The 16551-nt window shown below is 69.3% G+C and carries 14 protein-coding genes; 6 read left to right on the top strand and 8 right to left on the bottom strand.

Features of this window, described 5'->3' with window-relative positions; genetic code table 11:
- The first annotated feature begins 64 nt into the window (after positions 1 to 64).
- Positions 65 to 1525, top strand: a complete 1461-nt coding sequence (locus tag E3O22_RS05505; RefSeq protein ID WP_134395992.1) for a hemolysin family protein — start codon at positions 65 to 67, stop codon at positions 1523 to 1525.
- Complete coding sequence (locus E3O22_RS05500) at positions 1518 to 2579, top strand: hemolysin family protein (protein ID WP_134395991.1); 1062 nt, start codon at positions 1518 to 1520, stop codon at positions 2577 to 2579. The genes E3O22_RS05505 and E3O22_RS05500 overlap by 8 nt, the downstream gene beginning before the upstream one ends.
- Positions 2580 to 2601: 22 nt before the next feature.
- On the opposite strand, the gene E3O22_RS05495 is transcribed toward E3O22_RS05500, so the two are convergent.
- Complete coding sequence (locus E3O22_RS05495) at positions 2602 to 3693, bottom strand: NADH:flavin oxidoreductase/NADH oxidase (RefSeq protein WP_134395990.1); 1092 nt, start codon at positions 3691 to 3693, stop codon at positions 2602 to 2604.
- A gap of 74 nt (positions 3694 to 3767) precedes the next feature.
- On the opposite strand from E3O22_RS05495, the gene E3O22_RS05490 reads away from it, so the two are divergent.
- Genes E3O22_RS05490 through E3O22_RS05480 form a run of 3 tightly spaced genes read left to right on the top strand, consistent with a single transcriptional unit; the run spans position 3768 to position 6264 of the window.
- Positions 3768 to 4628: an ADP/ATP-dependent (S)-NAD(P)H-hydrate dehydratase gene (locus tag E3O22_RS05490; protein WP_134395989.1), complete on the top strand. Its 861-nt coding sequence runs from the start codon at positions 3768 to 3770 to the stop codon at positions 4626 to 4628.
- 57 nt (positions 4629 to 4685) lie between these two features.
- Positions 4686 to 5924, top strand: a complete 1239-nt coding sequence (locus tag E3O22_RS05485; protein WP_166784571.1) for a glycosyltransferase 87 family protein — start codon at positions 4686 to 4688, stop codon at positions 5922 to 5924.
- A 4-nt stretch (positions 5925 to 5928) separates the two neighbouring features.
- Positions 5929 to 6264: a thiamine-binding protein gene (locus E3O22_RS05480; RefSeq protein WP_134395987.1), complete on the top strand. Its 336-nt coding sequence runs from the start codon at positions 5929 to 5931 to the stop codon at positions 6262 to 6264.
- Positions 6265 to 6623: 359 nt separating this feature from the next.
- Here E3O22_RS05480 and E3O22_RS05475 read toward each other — a convergent pair whose 3' ends face one another.
- The 7 genes from E3O22_RS05475 to E3O22_RS05445 all read right to left on the bottom strand — a co-directional run bounded on the left by E3O22_RS05475 (position 6624) and on the right by E3O22_RS05445 (position 15744).
- The gene (locus E3O22_RS05475) at positions 6624 to 7301 is read right to left on the bottom strand and encodes a response regulator transcription factor (RefSeq protein ID WP_255570043.1); all 678 of its coding nucleotides are present in this window, start codon (positions 7299 to 7301) and stop codon (positions 6624 to 6626) included.
- 69 nt (positions 7302 to 7370) lie between these two features.
- The gene (locus E3O22_RS05470; protein ID WP_134395986.1) at positions 7371 to 8666 is read right to left on the bottom strand and encodes a hypothetical protein; all 1296 of its coding nucleotides are present in this window, start codon (positions 8664 to 8666) and stop codon (positions 7371 to 7373) included.
- Entirely contained in the window at positions 8663 to 9832 is a 1170-nt protein-coding gene (locus E3O22_RS05465; protein ID WP_134395985.1) for a sensor histidine kinase, read from the bottom strand. The genes E3O22_RS05470 and E3O22_RS05465 overlap by 4 nt, the downstream gene beginning before the upstream one ends.
- A gap of 151 nt (positions 9833 to 9983) precedes the next feature.
- Complete coding sequence (locus tag E3O22_RS05460; RefSeq protein ID WP_134395984.1) at positions 9984 to 11471, bottom strand: DUF4389 domain-containing protein; 1488 nt, start codon at positions 11469 to 11471, stop codon at positions 9984 to 9986.
- A 126-nt stretch (positions 11472 to 11597) separates the two neighbouring features.
- Complete coding sequence (locus tag E3O22_RS05455) at positions 11598 to 12824, bottom strand: homoserine O-acetyltransferase (protein ID WP_134395983.1); 1227 nt, start codon at positions 12822 to 12824, stop codon at positions 11598 to 11600.
- Positions 12825 to 13098: 274 nt separating this feature from the next.
- Positions 13099 to 14430 carry a bifunctional o-acetylhomoserine/o-acetylserine sulfhydrylase gene (locus E3O22_RS05450; RefSeq protein WP_134395982.1) on the bottom strand — a complete coding sequence of 444 codons (1332 nt, stop codon included), beginning with the start codon at positions 14428 to 14430 and terminating at the stop codon, positions 13099 to 13101.
- Positions 14431 to 14547: 117 nt separating this feature from the next.
- Complete coding sequence (locus E3O22_RS05445; protein WP_134395981.1) at positions 14548 to 15744, bottom strand: acyltransferase family protein; 1197 nt, start codon at positions 15742 to 15744, stop codon at positions 14548 to 14550.
- Positions 15745 to 15770: 26 nt separating this feature from the next.
- Here E3O22_RS05445 and E3O22_RS05440 point away from each other — a divergent pair, with 26 nt between their 5' ends.
- Positions 15771 to 16550 (top strand): SDR family oxidoreductase, encoded by a 780-nt coding sequence (locus E3O22_RS05440; RefSeq protein WP_134395980.1) that lies wholly within the window; start codon positions 15771 to 15773, stop codon positions 16548 to 16550.
- Position 16551 lies beyond the last annotated feature (1 nt).

Raw genomic sequence — 16551 nt, 5'->3', positions numbered from 1 at the left:
TCTTCCCGTCACCCGAACGGCGTCTCGGTCATGATCTTCGGTGCCGCCGTTGTCGAGGTCCGCCATGTATGAGTGGATCATGCTCGCCGCGGGCCTTTTCCTCACCGTCGGAACCGGCCTGTTCGTCGCCAGCGAGTTCGCCCTGGTCAATCTGGACCGGTCGGAGCTCGAGGCCCGCCGCGATCGAGGAGAGACCCGACTCGGCCTGACCATCGCCGCACTCAGGATCACCTCGACGCACCTCTCCAGCGCCCAACTGGGCATCACCCTCACCACCCTGCTCACCGGTTACACCATGGAGCCGGCTCTGACCATGCTGCTGTCGCCGTCGCTGATCGGCCTGGGGCTGTCCCCGGCGGTGGTGCCGGTCGTCGCGGTCACGACCGCGGTCATCGTCGCCACACTCGCCTCGATGATCATCGGCGAGCTGGTGCCGAAGAATTTCGCCCTCGCCCTGCCCGTGCAGACCGCGAAGCTGGTCATCCCGTTCCAGACACTGTTCACGACGGTGTTCAAACCAGCCGTCGTCGTGCTCAACGGCAGCGCCAACGGTGTGCTGCGGTCGATCGGGATCGAGCCGAAGGAAGAGCTGTCCGGGGCGCGCACCGCGGAGGAGCTGTCCTCCCTCGTGCGGCGCTCGGCCAGTGCCGGGCTGCTGGAGAAAGACACCGCCACGCTCCTGCACCGTACGCTGCTCTTCTCCGGGCATACTGCCTCGGACGTGATGACGCCCCGCCCGCGGGTGGCCAGCATCGAGCGCACCGCCTCCGCCCAGGCCGTCATCGACCTCACCCGCCAAACCGGGTATTCCCGCTTTCCCGTCGTCGACGAGGGCGTCGACGACATCGTCGGGATCGTGCACGTGAAGCAGGCCGTGGCCGTTCCCCGACGCCGCCGGGCGGATGTCCCGGTGTCGGCCCTGCAGTCCGAGGCCATCCGGGTGCCCGAGACCATGAAACTCGACGGACTGCTGGTCGAGCTGCGCGGCCGCGGTTACCAGATGGCCATCGTCGTCGACGAATACGGCGGCACGGCCGGAGTGGCCACGCTCGAGGACCTGGTCGAGGAACTCGTCGGAGAGGTTGCCGACGAGCACGACCGCACCCGCGCCGGCGTGGTGTTGTCTACCGACTCTCTGACATTCCCCGGCATGCTCCGTCCGGACGAGCTGCTCGACCGAACCGGCATCGTGATCTCGGAGGACGGCCCCTACGAAACCGTGGGCGGGTTCGTGATGAGCGAATTGGGTCGCCTGCCCGTCGTCGGCGACGTCGTGCAGCTGGCCGGCGGCGTGCTGTCGGTGGAACGCCTCGACGGTCGCCGGATCGACCGGCTGCGCTTCACACCCTTCGTCGAACCCGTCGAGCCCGAGGAGGGCGGCGAGCCCGTCGAGCCCGAGGAGGGCGGCAAGCCTGCCCGGGGCGACCGCGGTACCAGGACCGACACGAAATCCGAAAAAAAATCGGACAAAAAGGGTGACCGTAAGAAGAACGGCACGGAGCGCAGGGTGAGTGACCATGAGTGACTGGGCAGGGCTGGTCTGGCTGGTCGTGCTGCTCGCGGCCAACGCCTTCTTCGTTGCCGCGGAATTCGCGGTTATCTCCGCGCGCCGGTCCCAGATCGAACCTCTCGCCGAGGCAGGCAAGAAGCGCGCAATCACAGCGCTGTGGGCGATGGAACACGCCACCCTCATGTTGGCGACCACCCAGCTGGGCATCACGGTCTGCTCGCTGCTCATCCTGAACGTCTCGGAGCCGGCGATCCACCACCTGCTCGAGATCCCGCTGGGCCTGACCCCGCTACCGGTGGAGGCCATCGGAGTGATCGCCTTCGTGATCACGCTGCTGCTGGTCTCCTACCTGCACGTCGTGTTCGGTGAGATGGTGCCGAAGAACCTGTCGTTCTCCATCCCCGACCGGGCCGTGCTCGTGCTCGCCCCGCCGCTCGTCTTCTTCGGCCGCCTGGTCAAGCCCGTGATCGTGACGCTCAACGCCACCGCCAACCTGGTGGTGCGGATGTTCGGGGTCCAGCCCAAGGAGGAGGCCACCAGCACTTACACGTTGGACGAGGTGGCGACCATCGTCTCCCAGTCGACCCGGGAGGGCGTGCTGCGGGACGGCACCGGGGCACTCAGCGCCACGTTCGAGTTCACCACCCGCAAGGTGCGGGACGTCGCGGTGAACCTCGACGGCCTGATCAGCCTGCCCGAGGCGGCCACCCCCGCAGACGTGGAGAAGGCCGTCACCAGACACGGTTTCTCCCGCTATGTGCTGGTGAACGAGTCCGGTGAACCGACCGGGTACGTTCACCTGAAGGACGTCATCGACCTCGACGGCGACACGGCCACCTCGGTCGGGCAGGGCAGCTACGCGGAGCCGATCCCGGGCAAGCGCATCCGTTTGCTGGCGTCGATCTTCGAGGACACCGACCTCGAAGATGCCCTGGCCACCATGCGGCGTTCCGGCGCGCACCTGGCGCGCTCGTTCACCGCGACCGGTGAGACCGTGGGGGTGCTGTTCCTGGAGGACATCATCGAAGAGCTGGTCGGCGAAGTGCAGGACGCGACCCGCCGCCTGTAGCCGCTCTCAGGTGTAGCCGTTCTCAGGAGGCCGGCCACCGGGCGCGCAGGTACTGCGGCGGCCAGTAGTCCACGTCGGCGCCGAGCTCGTGGGCGGCCCGCAGCGGGAAGTGCGGGTCGCGCAGGAGTTCGCGGCCCAGCAGGACCGCGTCGGCCCGGCCGGATGCCACGATCTGCTCGGCCTGGTGCGCGGTGGTGATCAGCCCGACGGCACTGACCCGCACATCCGCCGCCGTTTTCACGTGCTCGGCGAGCGGCACCTGGTAACCGGGACCCAGCGGGATGCGCACCCCGGTCACGTTGCCGCCGGAGGAGATGTCGAAGAAGTCGGCGCCGGCGGCCGCGGCCCAGCCGGCGACCTCGGCCGTCTCGTCTTCGGTCCAGCCGCCCGGGGTGTAATCGGTGGCGGAGAACCGCACGAACAGGGCGCGCTCCTCGCCGATGACCGCGCGCACGGCGGCCACGACCTGAAGCAGCAGGCGGGCCCGGTTCGGCAGCCCGCCGCCGAAACCGTCGGAGCGCCGGTTGCTCAGCGGGGACAGGAACTGGTGCAGCAGGTAGCCGTGCGCCGCGTGCAGCTCCACGACGTCGAACCCGGCCTCCACCGCGCGGAGCGCGGCGGACGCGAACCCGTCAACGATTCCCTGGATGCCCGCGGCATCCAGGGCCACGGGCGGTGCGTAGCCGGGGAACGGCACGGCCGAGGCCGACACGGTCGGCCAGCCGCCGTCATCCGTCGCCATGGTGCCGTGCCGGTCTTCGCCCCAGGCCGGCCAGACGGAAGCCTTACGCCCCGCGTGGGAAAGCTGGATGCCGGCCTTCGCGCCCTGCGCATGAAGGAAGGCCACGATCGGTGCCCAGGCGGCGGTCTGTTGCGCGTTCCAGAGGCCGGTGTCGGCGTCGGAGATGCGGCCCTCCGGGCTGATCGCGGTTGCCTCGGCCAGGACCAGCCCGGCGCCGCCCGCGGCCAGCGCGCCCAGGTGAACGAGGTGCCAGTCCCGAGGGACGCCGTCTTTCTCCCGCACCGCGTACTGGCACATCGGCGCCGCCCAGAGGCGGTTGCGCAGGGTGACGCCGCGTACGGTGAACGGTTCGAACAGGGCGGCAACAGCCACGGATTTCCCCCAAGGGTCGAGTGGGCGGGCGGAGCGGCCGGCCCGACGCTCTCAAAACAACCTATCGTGAGTGCATGAGCGAACCACGGGGATGGCTGGAATGGGACGGCGCACGGGCGCGCGAGCGGATCGCGGTTCCCCGGGCGGACGACGACAAGTACCGCCGCGGCGTGCTGGGCGTGCGCACGGGCTCCGACGAGTACCCCGGGGCCGCGGTGCTCGGAGTCGAGGCGGCCCTCCGCACCGGGGTCGGGATGGTGCGCTACCTCGGCCCGAGACGGGCGTCCGACCTGGTGCTGCAGCGCCGCCCCGAGGCCGTCACCGCCCCCGGGCAGGTGCAGGCCTGGCTGCTCGGCTCGGGTCAGGACGCCGCCGCGCGCGACCGGGTCACCGAGGCCGCGCTGCTCGGCGCCCTGGCCGAGGGGCTGCCCGCGGTGTGCGACGCCGGGGCCCTCGACCTGGTCGGCCGGGCGACCGGGCCCGTCGTGATCACCCCGCACTACCGCGAACTCGCCCGGCTGCTGACCCGACTGCTCTCCCCTCAGGGCGAGTCGGTGGCCGGTTCCGAGGTGGCGGCTGCGCCGGGGGAGTGGGCCGCGCGCGCCGCGTCCGGCCTCGGCGTCACGGTGCTGCTCAAGGGGAGCGTCACCTGGATCGCGGCGCCCGACGGCACCCGGCTGACGGTGTCGAAGGCGCCCTCCTGGCTGGCGACGGCCGGATCCGGGGACGTGCTCGGCGGCATCCTTGGCGCCCTCTTGGCCACGCATTCACGGGCGATCCAGACGGATGTCGCCGCGCCGGCCCATCTCGCGGCGACGGCCGCCCTGGTGCACGCCCGGGCAGCGGCCCGGGCGTCCAACGGAGGGCCGATCACCGCGCTCGACATCGCCGGCGCGGTGCCGGCCACGATCGCGGATCTGCTCGGCTCGCGCTGACCCTCGCGCTGACTGTCCCGGTGCGGCGGCGGAGCCGTGGGCGTGCGAAGGTGGAGCGTGCCCCAATCCGTCGCAGAACACCGGGCCGCCGGAGCCGGCGTGCCGACATCGCGAACGCTGCTCTGGGCCGGCTTCGCACTGGTGCACGGCGTGCTCTGGTGGCTCTGTTTCGCGTCCCCGGGCTGGCCACTGGGCGATGTGGAGGTCGTCTACCTCGGCTGGGCGACCGACGCGGCATCCGGTGCCGACATCGTGGGCATCACCACCGGCTTCGTCTACCCGCTGCTGGCCCTCCTGCCCATCCTGGCGCCGCTCGCGTTCGGACCCGACCTCTACGCCACCGGCTGGCTCGGGCTGGTGACCCTGCTGAACGCGGGGGCCTTCGCGCTGCTGCTCGGGCGGGGCCGCAACCGGCGTGCCCTGGCGGCGGCGGCCTGGTGGCTGGGTTTCCTGCTGCTGCTCGGGCCCGTCGCCCTCGCCCGGATCGATGCGGTCACCGTGCCGCTGGCGATCGCCGCACTGCTGTTCGTCGGCACCCGGCCGGTCTGGGGCACAGTGCTGCTGACTCTGGTCACCTGGGTGAAGATCTGGCCGGTGGCCCTGGTGATCGCGCTATTCGTCGTCTCGAAGGACCGCTGGCGGGTGCTCGTCGCCGCGGCCGGGACGAGCCTGGGCATCGTGCTGGTGGCGCTCGGGCTCGGCAGCGGGGCGAACGTGCTCAGCTTCGTCGGCGAGCAGACGAACCGCGGCATCCAGATCGAGTCCCCGATCGCCGGCCTCTGGATGTGGCCGGCCGCGCTGGGCCTGCCGGGCAGTTACCTCTACTACGACCGGCAGATCCTCACCTTCCAGATCATCGGCACCGGCACGAACGTCGCCATCGTGGCGATTACCCCCCTGCTCGCCCTCTGCGGGCTGGCCGTGGTGCTCCTGGCCTGCCAGCGGATGCGTGCAGGCGCCGAACCGGCCGGCCTGTTCCCGCCGCTGGTGCTGGCCCTGGTGCTGACCCTGATCGTCGTCAACAAGGTCGGCTCGCCGCAGTTCACGACCTGGCTGGCCGCGCCCATCATCCTCGGGCTGCTGGTGCGGGGGCGTGCCTGGTGGCTCCCGGCCGTGCTCGGGCTTGTCATCGCGGCCCTGACCCAACTCGTCTACCCACACTTCTACGACCTCTTGCTCGTGGCAGACTCGACCCTGGTGCTGGTGCTGACCGTGCGCAACGCGCTGGAGGTTGTGCTGCTCGGCTGGGCCGTGTGGCAGATCCTGTTCCCACCCACCCCCGATCAGAAGGAGTAACCCCATGCTGGTTGCATTCTCCGTCGCCCCGTCCGGCTCCCACGATGACGAAGGGTCGGTGCACGACGCGGTCGCCGCGGCCGTGCGCATCGTGCGCGCGTCGGGGCTGCCCAACCACACCGATTCGATGTTCACCACCATTGAGGGCGACTGGGACGAGGTCTTCGCGGTGGTCAAGGCCGCCACTGAAGCCGTCGGCGCCTGGGGGCCGCGGGTGTCCCTGGTGCTCAAGGCCGACATCCGGGGCCGCCGCACCGGGGAGCTGACCGGGAAGGTCGAGCGCCTCGAGGTGGCGCTAGCCGAGACCGCAGCAGCGGCGGCCTCCACACCGGCCGCGTAGCCAGGTGAATCCCCTCTGGATGCAGCGCGCTCCGGGAGTCAGAGCCGACCATACCGCGGGGCGCCGTTCGACCCCGGCGGAACGCCGTGCCGGGCGTCTAACCAATGCGACGGAGATTCTGGGTCAAACCCGTGTTTTTTCGCTTGAACGCGCTGTTGAGAGCGATATCTTCGTCGACTTTGTTCGGGCCGCCGGCCTCGGCGCGGTGTTGCCGGTAGGGCCTCGCCATCGCGGGTGACCTCGGCTACGTCGCCCCGGTCTGGATCGGCGTGGTGCTCGCGGAGGCACCTAGGCGATCCGCGTGGTCGGCGCGAGGCAGCCGGGCCCTTCGGCAGCCGGGCCCTTCGGCAGCGCCGAAGTCAGTCGCCCTGGAGCAGGATGCCGTCGTGGATGGCGCGCTTGCGCAGGGCGACCTTGGTTCCCACGTCGAAGCCCGCGAGGCGGTACTTCTCCCGGATGCGCTTGAGGTAGCTCTTGGCGGTCTCCTCGGAGATGCCGAGCTGGTGCGCGACGGCCTTGACCGGCTCGCCCGCGCCGTAGAGTGCCATCACCCGGCGCTCCTGCGCGCTGAGGCGGGGAGAACCGCCGTTCGCGCCGTTGTTGAGGGCCTCGTCCAGTTCGGCCGAGATGAAGGAGTCGCCGTCATAGGCTGAGCGGATCGCCTCGACGATCATCGTCGCCTCTTCGCTCTTCACCAGGTAGCCGAGCGCACCGGCAGCCAGCGCCTCGCGCACGAGCCCGGCCTCGGAGTAGGTGCTCATCAACACCGTCTTCACGCCGGCCGTCTTGAGCGTCGAGATCTTCAGTGAAACCGGGATGTTGTCCTTGAGGTCGAGGTCGAGGAGCACGACGTCGACGGGAAATTCGGGGTGGGTGAGCAGCTCGGGCCAGGTGGTGACGGCGGCGACCATGTTGATGTCGTCTGCGGCCCCCCGGATCCACTCGGTGAGGGCTCCCAACAGCATGCGGTGGTCGTCGACGAGGGCCAACCGGATGGGGTTGTCCTTGTTCGGCGCCTCAGTGCTCAACGTGGTTATGTTCGTCACTTCTGTCTCCTTGTGCTTCTGGCCCCGAATGAGAAGCTCAACAGCGTAGTTCCACGGACCCTAAGCATCCGCGGGATTGTCGATACTGCATTCGATTTCCAGATGCAGACTTCCGTCCCGGCTGGAATCGACGTGAGGGCCGACTATTCGGATAGCTTGCCACGTCTCGGGGTCCACTCGACGCCGTGGCACACCCGTCGTGGTCAATTCGATCGGAAATCGTAACTTCTGACGAGCGGAGACGCCGTGCGTGGGTCGGATCGGGCCGAGAGAGAGCGAAACGGATGCCTCGTCGCGGGTTGTGTCGCTGATCAGCAGCCAGATCGTGCGCAGAAGGGCATCGCGCTGGTCTGGGTCGAGCAGGCCGGCCAACCCCGCCGGGTCGTGCAGGCCGACGGAAGGTCCCAGGAGCTCGGACTCGGTGATCGCGTGGTGCAGCCAGGTCTCCCGGCGGCCCCGGATCAGGTGCAGCCGCAGTTGCGTGGCGAGGTCTGCCGCCGTCGTCGACTTCTCGGAACTCAGCGGCAGCGCCGTGCGACCCTTCGCGACGTCGTCGAGCAGAGTCTCCGCGTCGAGGTCGATGCGGGCGAGTTCCTCGGAGGCGAACATCCCCACCGCGAACCGCGGCTGGGAGATGGTGCTCTGCACCAGCACCAGGTCGAGTTCGCGCTGGGCCATCCGGCGGAAACCCCGAACCGTGGCGACGCCGAGCAGCGGAGGCAGGATGGCGAGGCTGATCGCAAGGAGGTCGGAGGCGAAGGTGAGCGGGTCGGCGCGCTCCTCGGTGAGCGCCCCGAGGAAGAGCAGCAGGCCGAGCGCCGTCGCGGCCGAGACGAGGTCGCGCCCGCGGCGCACGGTGGCCAGGGAGATGAGCAGGGTGCCGACGGCGGCGGCGGCGGTCGGGTAGACGCCGGAGTCGGTTTCGCCCCACGACCCGATTAGGTCGAGCACCACCACGGCGGCGCCGGCGGCGATGGCCGTGGCGAACAACCAGTCCGGCATCCGAGCCGAAAGGCGCTGCACCGTGATCAGTGCCAGGACCGTGGTCGCCATCAGGAGACCCCACGCGATGAGGCTGGGCGTCGGGTCGGGATATTCGGACCACTGAACGACGAACTGCCCGAACAGGAACAGGGTGATGAAGCCGCCACTGAACGTCAGGCCGATGCCAAGGTGACGGCCACCCAGGCCGCTCTGGTTGGCGCGCGTGGTCTGCTCGGTGCGTTCGGGGCGCCGGAAACTGCGCCGGTGTGCCCGGCGTTCCTGGCGGTCCTGGGTGCTCGGCTGGGCGGACCCGCCCGCCGCAGCGCGGCGCGCGTCACGGCGGCGGGCGCCGACGATGCCGGGCACGGTCACTTGGGCACCTCGAGCACGACCGTGGTGCCGGAGCCGGGGGAGGAGAAGAGGCGGGCGTTGCCGCCCACGTCGCGCAGGCGTGCCACGACCGATTCGGCGAAACCGAGGCGTTCGGCGCTGACGCCGCTGAGGTCGAAGCCGACCCCTGCGTCGGTGACCATGGCGCGCACGGTTGTGTCGTCATCAGTGATCGTCACGTCGGCGCGGGCGACGCCGGCGTGACGTCGCACGTTCTCGAGGCACTCGCCGAGGGCGAGGAGGAAGGAGTCGAGCACGTCGCTGGGCAGAAGAACCTGTCCGCTGCCGTGCCAGTCCACATCGAGGCCCATCCGCCCGAACCGCTGCTTGACCGATTCGAGGGTGCTTCCGAGCATTGACTCGGTGGCCGGCTCGAGCGTGTACACCCCGGAGCGGCGCGGGGTGGGGAGGCCGCCGAGCCGCAGCTGCCGCAGCAGCCGGGCGTCGTCGCCGGCCTGCTGACGCAGTGCGGCCGGGCTGACGCCGACGCCGGAGTGCGCGAGGAGGGTGAGGGTGGCCAGCACGGTGTCGTGCAACAGCCGGGCATCCTGCCGGCGCTGGGCTTCGAGCTCGCTGGCATGGCGCTCGGCGAGGTGGGCCCGGCCGATGAAGGCGATGCGCGCCATGACGCGCGGCACGCTCTGGGCCAGCCACCAGGCCACCAGGGCGATGGCAAGCCAGGCGCTGAGGGTGAGCAGGAGGGGCAAGGTGGCGTCGGACGAGGCGCGGGTGGCGGCGAGCACGCTGGCTACGGTCGCACCGAATGCCAGGAACAGCACCAGTAGGCGGGCGGCGCTGACCACGAGCACGAGGGCGACGCAGCTCAGGGCTCCGGCGGCGATGCCGCCGATGATGGCCTGCTCGACGAGGTTCAGGCCGGTGGCACGCTGGCCCGACCAGCCCACGAGCAGGATCACGGCGATGCCGGAGACCAGGATCAAGGCGACCCAGCGCATCCGGCCGGACCGGCCGAGCAGATACTGGCCGGCCACCAGCAGCAGCAGCAGTGGCAGGCTCCGGGCCAGGGTGCTCACGGTCAAGCCGCCCGGGACGAGCATCGCGAGAAGCGCGGCGGCCGAGCCGGCCAATCCGCACAGGCGAGCCGCTCTGCGGAGCAGACGGTCACGTTCCTTGTAGATTCGTCGCATAGCGGCGCTCTCACCCCATTTGCCCTCTATAAAGAACCCTACCGGCCCGGTGTCCGTTCCCTCGCGCGCTCCGTGGCATCCCTCGCGCGCTCCGTGGCATCCGTCGCCGTCCGCGCGGCCGAAGGCATTCCCGACGGGAGTGACCGGCGACTCAGGGCGTGCTCGACGCCGCTCCGCCGGCAGGGGCGGCGGGTGCGATCGGTGCTGGTGCGACCGCGGTCTCCGGGGTGTCGGCGCCGCCCTGGTCGAGGCGGAACGGTGGGTACTCGTCGCGGAACAGGGCGGTGTAGACGGCCACCCGGAAGATCCAGCGGTCGATGCCGAGGATCAGATCGAACAGGCTGCGCCGGTACCGACCGGTGAAGAGGAGAATGACCGCGGCGATCAGCACCAGCACCCCGATCAGGGACGGGACCGCGTTCGAGACCGAGTCGCCCTCGTCGTTCCGCCAGATCGTCGCACTTCCGGTGAGGGCCGCCACGACCAGCAGGTGCGGAATCGCCAAGAGCCACCATTTGACCAGGACGAGCCCGTGCGAGAGACGCGTAGGATAATCGACCTGCAGATCGGCGGGATAGTCGGCCGACGACGCCAGGCTGAACGGGGGGTACCGGTCAGTGCCGAGCGCCGAGTAGGCGTAGAAGGACACCCGCCAGCTCCAGCGCAGCACCCCGACGTTGAACTGGAAGAGGGCCGTCGGGTATCGACCGGTGAAGAGGATGGCGAACCCGGAGACGATGGTGGTGACGACGAACCCGAACCAGAGGAATAGCAGCACCACCACGTGCGGGAAGATCAGGATCCACTTCACCAACCACAACCAGCGGGACAGCCCCTCGTCGAGGGTTCCGGTCAACCGGGCGGGGAACGCCCGCTCACCGGTATGGGCAGCGGCAGCGGTGGCCCCGGGTGGGCCTGCTCCGACGAAAGTTGCTGCTCCGGGCGGTGTGTCGGGTGTGGCGCCGGGCACGGTTGAGGGCGGTGTGCCACGGCCCAGACCGATTGCTCCGAACACGGTCAGCACCAGGCCGATGAGAAGGATGAACAGGCCGACCAGAAGCAGCCCCACCGCCAGCGGGGCGAGGAACCCGAGGCGAATGCCGGCTTGCAGGGCGACCGAGACGCCGGGACTGGCATCCTCGTTCATTACGACGACCGCCCAGCTGCCGCTTGTCAGGTCCCAGTCGATCTCCTGAGTGCCGGGACCCTCGGCGGAGGACACCCAGAAGTCCTGGGCGCCGGGGGCCTCGGGAGCGCGGCTGCCCGGAGTGTCGTGGTACACCGCCTGGAAGGGATTGATGTTCAGGTCGCGCAGCTCTGTGGCATTCACCCCGGCCAGGTAGCGGTCGACGTCGGCCTGAGGCGCGACGCCGATGAAGACGTCCGCTGTGGAGGTGGAGACCGCGCGGAGCCGGAGACTGCCGATGTTCGCCGGGACGTCCTGGAGCTCGATCGAGCCGATCCGGGGGGAGGTGAGCGCGAACGACTGTACCGAGAACGAGCGGGCGGGGCTGGTGAGGTAGCCGTCCTCGCCCTGCGCGCTGACCACGGCGGTCGTCGCCCCGGCCAGGGCCAGCGAGAAGCCGAGCAGGGAGAGGACCGCGCCAAAGATCAACATGATAACGGAACCGGGTTTCATGGCGCGTGTCCTCTCATCGGGTACGTCTCGATTCAGGGTACGTCGCATTCACGGGCACGACTCGGTTCACGAGGGGTGTCGCGTTCCGTGGCCTTCCGGTCGACGTCGTCTTGATCCGGGACCGTGTCACGCACGATGCGAGGAAGCGGGACGGGTCAGAACGCGCAGAAGTTGCGCGCCGATCGCCTCGTTCTCGATCAAAAAACCGTCGTGGCCGAAGCCGGAGTGGAGCGTGACGGCATCCGTGTCGTCGATGTTGCCCTGCAGGTGGGCGGCGATGACCTGTTGGCCCTCGAGAGGGAAGAGGCGGTCACTGTCGATGCCGACGACGACGCTGAGCGCATCGATGCGGGAGAGGGCGGATGCGACACCGCCGCGGCCGCGGCCGATGTCGTGCGAGTTCATGGCCTCGACCAGCACGATGTAGCTGTTCGCGTCGAACCGCCGGGTGAACTTGTTGCCGTGGAAATCGAGGTAGGACTCGACGGCGAACCGGCCGCCCGCGCCGAGCGGACTGATCTCGCTTTGCCAGCCGCGCTCGAAGCGCAGGTTGAGCTCCTCGGAGCTGCGGTAGTTCAGCAGCGCCATCCGCCGGGCCAGGGCGAGGCCGCGGGTCGGGCCGTCGCCATCCGCGGCGTCGTAGTAGTCGCCGGAGCGGAAGAGCGGGTCGCTGCGGATGGCTTCGATCTGCACCGAATTCAACGCGATCTGGTCGGCGGTCGTCACCGGCGGTGCCGCGAGGATTGCCAGGCGGGCGACCCGGGACGGATGCTCGATGGCCCACTCGAGCGCGTGCATCCCGCCCATCGAGCCGCCGACGACGGCGGCCCAACGGTCGATGCCGAGACGGTCGGAGAAGGCGACCTGCGCGGCTACCTGATCGCGAATCGTGAGGTAGGGAAAGCGGGTGCCCCATTCGGAGCCGTCCGGGGCGAGGGAGGCCGGACCGGTGCTGCCCTGGCAGCCACCGATCATGTTCGGGGCAACCACGAACCAGCGGTCGGTGTCGATGGCCAGGCCGGGGCCGACGACCTTGCTCCACCAGCCCGCGGTCGGGTGGCCGTGGCCGGCCGGGCCGATCAGGTGGCTGTCGCCGGTGAGGGCGTGCAGCACGAGCACGGCGTTGTCGCCGCTCGGGGACAGTTCGCCCCACGTCTCGTAGGCGATCCGCACGGCGCCGAGGCTGCTGCCCGCCTCAAAGTGCAGCGCACCGACGTCGAGGAAACGACGGTTCCCCACGGGGTCGCCGTCGCGCCACGCACCCGTCGCCGGGGGTTTGCCGAGCAGGGACCGCGCCTGGGCTTCGGTCACAAAGCTCGACGGGACGGTGTCTGCCGAATATTGCCAGTCCATAGGCTCCCTATTCTGCCGGGTGAACAGCCTTTCCGGCTCATTGTCACCGCACCGCCTGGTCAGCGCACCGCACGCCCGGCCGTCGCCGCGGAGTCCACTCTGTTCGCACTCGGCGGAACCGAATCAGCCCGCCACCCGAACGCATTCGACGGAGATTTGGCCGATTCTGCCCTGAAACGGGCCGAAACCGGGTGTGGAAGGCAAAATCTCCGTCGAATTGGTTACCCACCCGCTCGGGGTGGTCACCCATCCGCACTGGCAGCGGCTGGACGTGTCAGGCGTTGGCGCGGGATGCCTGCACAACCGCGCGGGCGGCCGCCAGGCCGGTCTCGAGGTCGGCCTTCAGATCGGCGATGTTCTCGATGCCGACGGAGAGGCGCACCAGGCCCGGCGTCACACCGGCCGTGAGCTGCTGCTCCGGGGTGAGCTGCGCGTGCGTGGTCGAGGCCGGGTGGATGACGAGTGACCGCACGTCGCCGATGTTGGCCAGGTGGCTGAACAGGGAAAGGTTGTCGACGAGAGCGCGGCCGGCATCCACTCCGCCCTTCAACTCGAAGGACAGCACGGCGCCGACACCGCGGGGCGCGTAGGTATTCGCGGCGGCGTACCAGGGGCTCGACGGCAGACCGGCGTAGTTGACCGAGGCGATGTCGGGGTGGTTCTCGAGCCACTCCGCGATGTCCTGGGCGTTCTGCACGTGGCGTTCGATGCGCAGGCTGAGAGTCTCGATGCCCTGGATGAGCTGCCAGGCGCTCGCCGGGGCGATCGCGGATCCGAGGTCGCGCAGCAGCTGCACGCGCGCCTTGATGATGTAGGCGATGCCGTCGCCGACCGCGCCCGTGTAACTGACCCCGTGGTAGGACGGGTCCGGCTCGGTGAGGCCGGGAAACTTCTCCACGTTCTTGGACCATGCGAACGTTCCGCCGTCGACGATGACGCCGCCGATGACGGCACCGTGGCCGCCGAGGAACTTGGTCGCCGAGTGGACGACGATGTCCGCGCCGTGCTCGAACGGGCGGATCAGGTAGGGGGTGGCGATGGTGCTGTCGACGATGAGCGGCACCCCGCCGGCGTGCGCCACATCGGCCACGAGACGGATGTCGAGCACATTGATCTTGGGGTTGCCGATGGTCTCGGCGAAGAAGAGCTTGGTGTTGGGGCGCAGCGCCCGGCGCCACTCTTCGGGGTCGTCCTGGTTCTCGACGAAGGTCGTCTCGATGCCCAGCTTGGCCAGCGTGTACTTGAACAGGTTGTAAGTTCCGCCGTAGATCGAACTCGACGAGACGATGTGGTCGCCGGCCTGGGCGATGTTCAGCACCGCGAACGTGGAGGCGGCCTGGCCCGAGGCCAGGAGCAGGGCTGCGGTGCCCCCTTCGAGGGCGGCGACGCGCTCTTCGACGACGGCCTGGGTCGGGTTCATGATCCGGGTGTAGATGTTGCCGAATTCGGCCAATGCGAACAGGTTCTGCGCGTGCTGGGCGTTGTCGAACACGTAGGACGTGGTCTGGTAGATCGGGGTGGCCCTGGCATTGGTGGTCGGGTCGGGCTGGGCACCGGAGTGCACCTGCTTGGTTTCGAACTTCCAGTCTGCAGCGTTGTCGCTCATGAAGTGATCTCCCGGGTGATCCTCGACGAGCGTGGACCTTCCAGCGCTCTGCCAGCGATTCTAGGCAGGGGGTTGTCGAGCTGGCAACGGACACCGCAACACAGCGTCACGAAGCGGTCAGCGCGGCGTTCCGGCGGCAGGGTCTGCGGGCGGCGCGTCTGCGGGAGGCTCGGCGGGCGGCTCCACGGGAGGCTCGGCGGCGAGCGTCCCGGCAGGCGCGTCGAGGTGCGGAAGCACGATCGTGCCGGTGTCGGTGCGCGCCTTCTTGCGGAACAGCCAGCGGGCGCGCGGCTCGATCAGCGGGCGGAACACCCGACGCACGATCCGCTGCGAGAGGGCGATGGAGATCAGCACGCTGAACCCGATCATCGCGGGCAGCACCCAGCCCGGCTGTGGTCCGCCGAGCACCCCGCGCTCGCGCAGGGGGAACAGCACGAAACTGTGCAGCAGGTAGATGTACATCGTGGCCGCGCCGTAGGGTGTGAACCAGAGCCGTCGCCGGGGCACGAGCACCAGGAATGCCACGATAAGGGCGAACGCGAGCAGCAGCAGACCCAGACGGATGCCGCCGGCCCAGAGCTGGTCGTAGCCGAACGCCGGGTAGGACTCGTCGTAGAGCAGGAACTGGCGCACCTGCGCCTCACGAAGGGCGTCGATGTTCGCCACGATCACGCCCAGCAGTGCCGTGAACAGGGTGACCGCGCCGATCCGCCAGCGCCACACCGCGGCGGCGTGCAGCCCCAGCCAGCGGTCGGTGACCTTCCACTGGCGTAACTGCCAGCCGAAGACGAAGAACGGCAGCAACCCGAGCGTGCGCGACAGCGCGAAGGTGCTGTCGATCGACGCGAAGTACCCGGCGCCGACGGAGATGATCACACTGATCAGCAGCGGATGGCGCAGCAGCACGAGGAAGGGCAGGGCGAGGCGCCAGGCCAGGAGGGCGATCAGGAACCACAGGGTCCAGGAGGGGGACGAGTAGTCCAGGCGGAATTCGCCGCCGAGTAGCCAGTGCACGACTGTCCAGATCGTCTCGAAGATCACGTAGGGGAGCACGATGTCGGTGACCAGGCGATGCAGCTGGCGGGTGCCGAGCGGGCCCGACCGGGCGAAGTACCCGCTGACGGCGACGAACAGCGGAACGTGGAAGGCGTAGACGAACAGATAGAACTCGTAGGCGACATCCGACTCGGCGATGAGTTTCAGGATGGCGTGCCCGAGCACAACCAGGGCGATCGCGATCCAGCGCGCATTGTCCCAGAGCGGCACGCGTCGTTTCTGCACGTGCAGTATTCCGGTGGCGCGTGGGCTCATCATGCTGCTTCTCCGACCAGAATGGAGCCATGGGTACAAAAAGAGTCGTTGTGACCGGTGCGAGTTCGGGGATCGGTGCCGCCACCGTGCGCCTGTTCCGCCAGCGGGGCTGGGATGTGGTGGGGGTGGCTCGTCGCGCCGACCGCCTCGCGACGCTGCAGGCGGAGACCGGGGCGCAGGTCTTCACGGCCGACCTCACCCGGCAGGCCGACGTGGACGCGCTGCGCGACTATCTTGCGGCGTCCGGGCCGGTGCACGCACTGGTCAACAACGCGGGCGGCGCGGTGGGGCTGGACACCGTCGAGGACTCGAAGGTCGAGGACTGGGCCTGGATGTTCGAGATCAACGTGCTCGCGGTCAAGCGGGTCACGAGCGCCGTGCTGCCCTTGCTGCGGGCCGGGATCCGGGCGGAGGGCGGCGGCGCCGACATCGTCACGGTCACGTCCATTGCGGGTCATGTCGCCTACCTCGGAGGTGGAGGGTATAACGCGGCGAAGTTCGCTGCGCACGCCCTGATGGAAGTCTTGCGCCTGGAATTGAATGGCGAGCCGATCCGGGTGATCGAGGTTGCCCCCGGGATGGTGCAGACCGAGGAATTCGGGCTGGTGCGCTTCAACGGTGATGCGGAGAAGGCCGCCGCGGCCTACGCCGGGGTGCCGAATCCGCTCACCGCCGAAGATATTGCCGAGACGATCGTGTCGAGCGTCGAACGCCCGGCCCACGTCAACCTGGACCTGATCGTGATCAAGCCGGTCGCGCAGGCGGCCCCCACACGAGTCGCGCGGGGGCCGCTGGCACCCAAAGACTGAC

Source organism: Cryobacterium sp. TMT2-18-2 (genome assembly GCF_004402245.1).
In the GTDB taxonomy this organism is placed as follows: Bacteria; Actinomycetota; Actinomycetes; order Actinomycetales; family Microbacteriaceae; genus Cryobacterium; species Cryobacterium sandaracinum.
The sequence above is the reverse complement of the archived record's forward strand: the minus strand, read 5'-3'. Positions and strand labels throughout refer to the sequence as shown.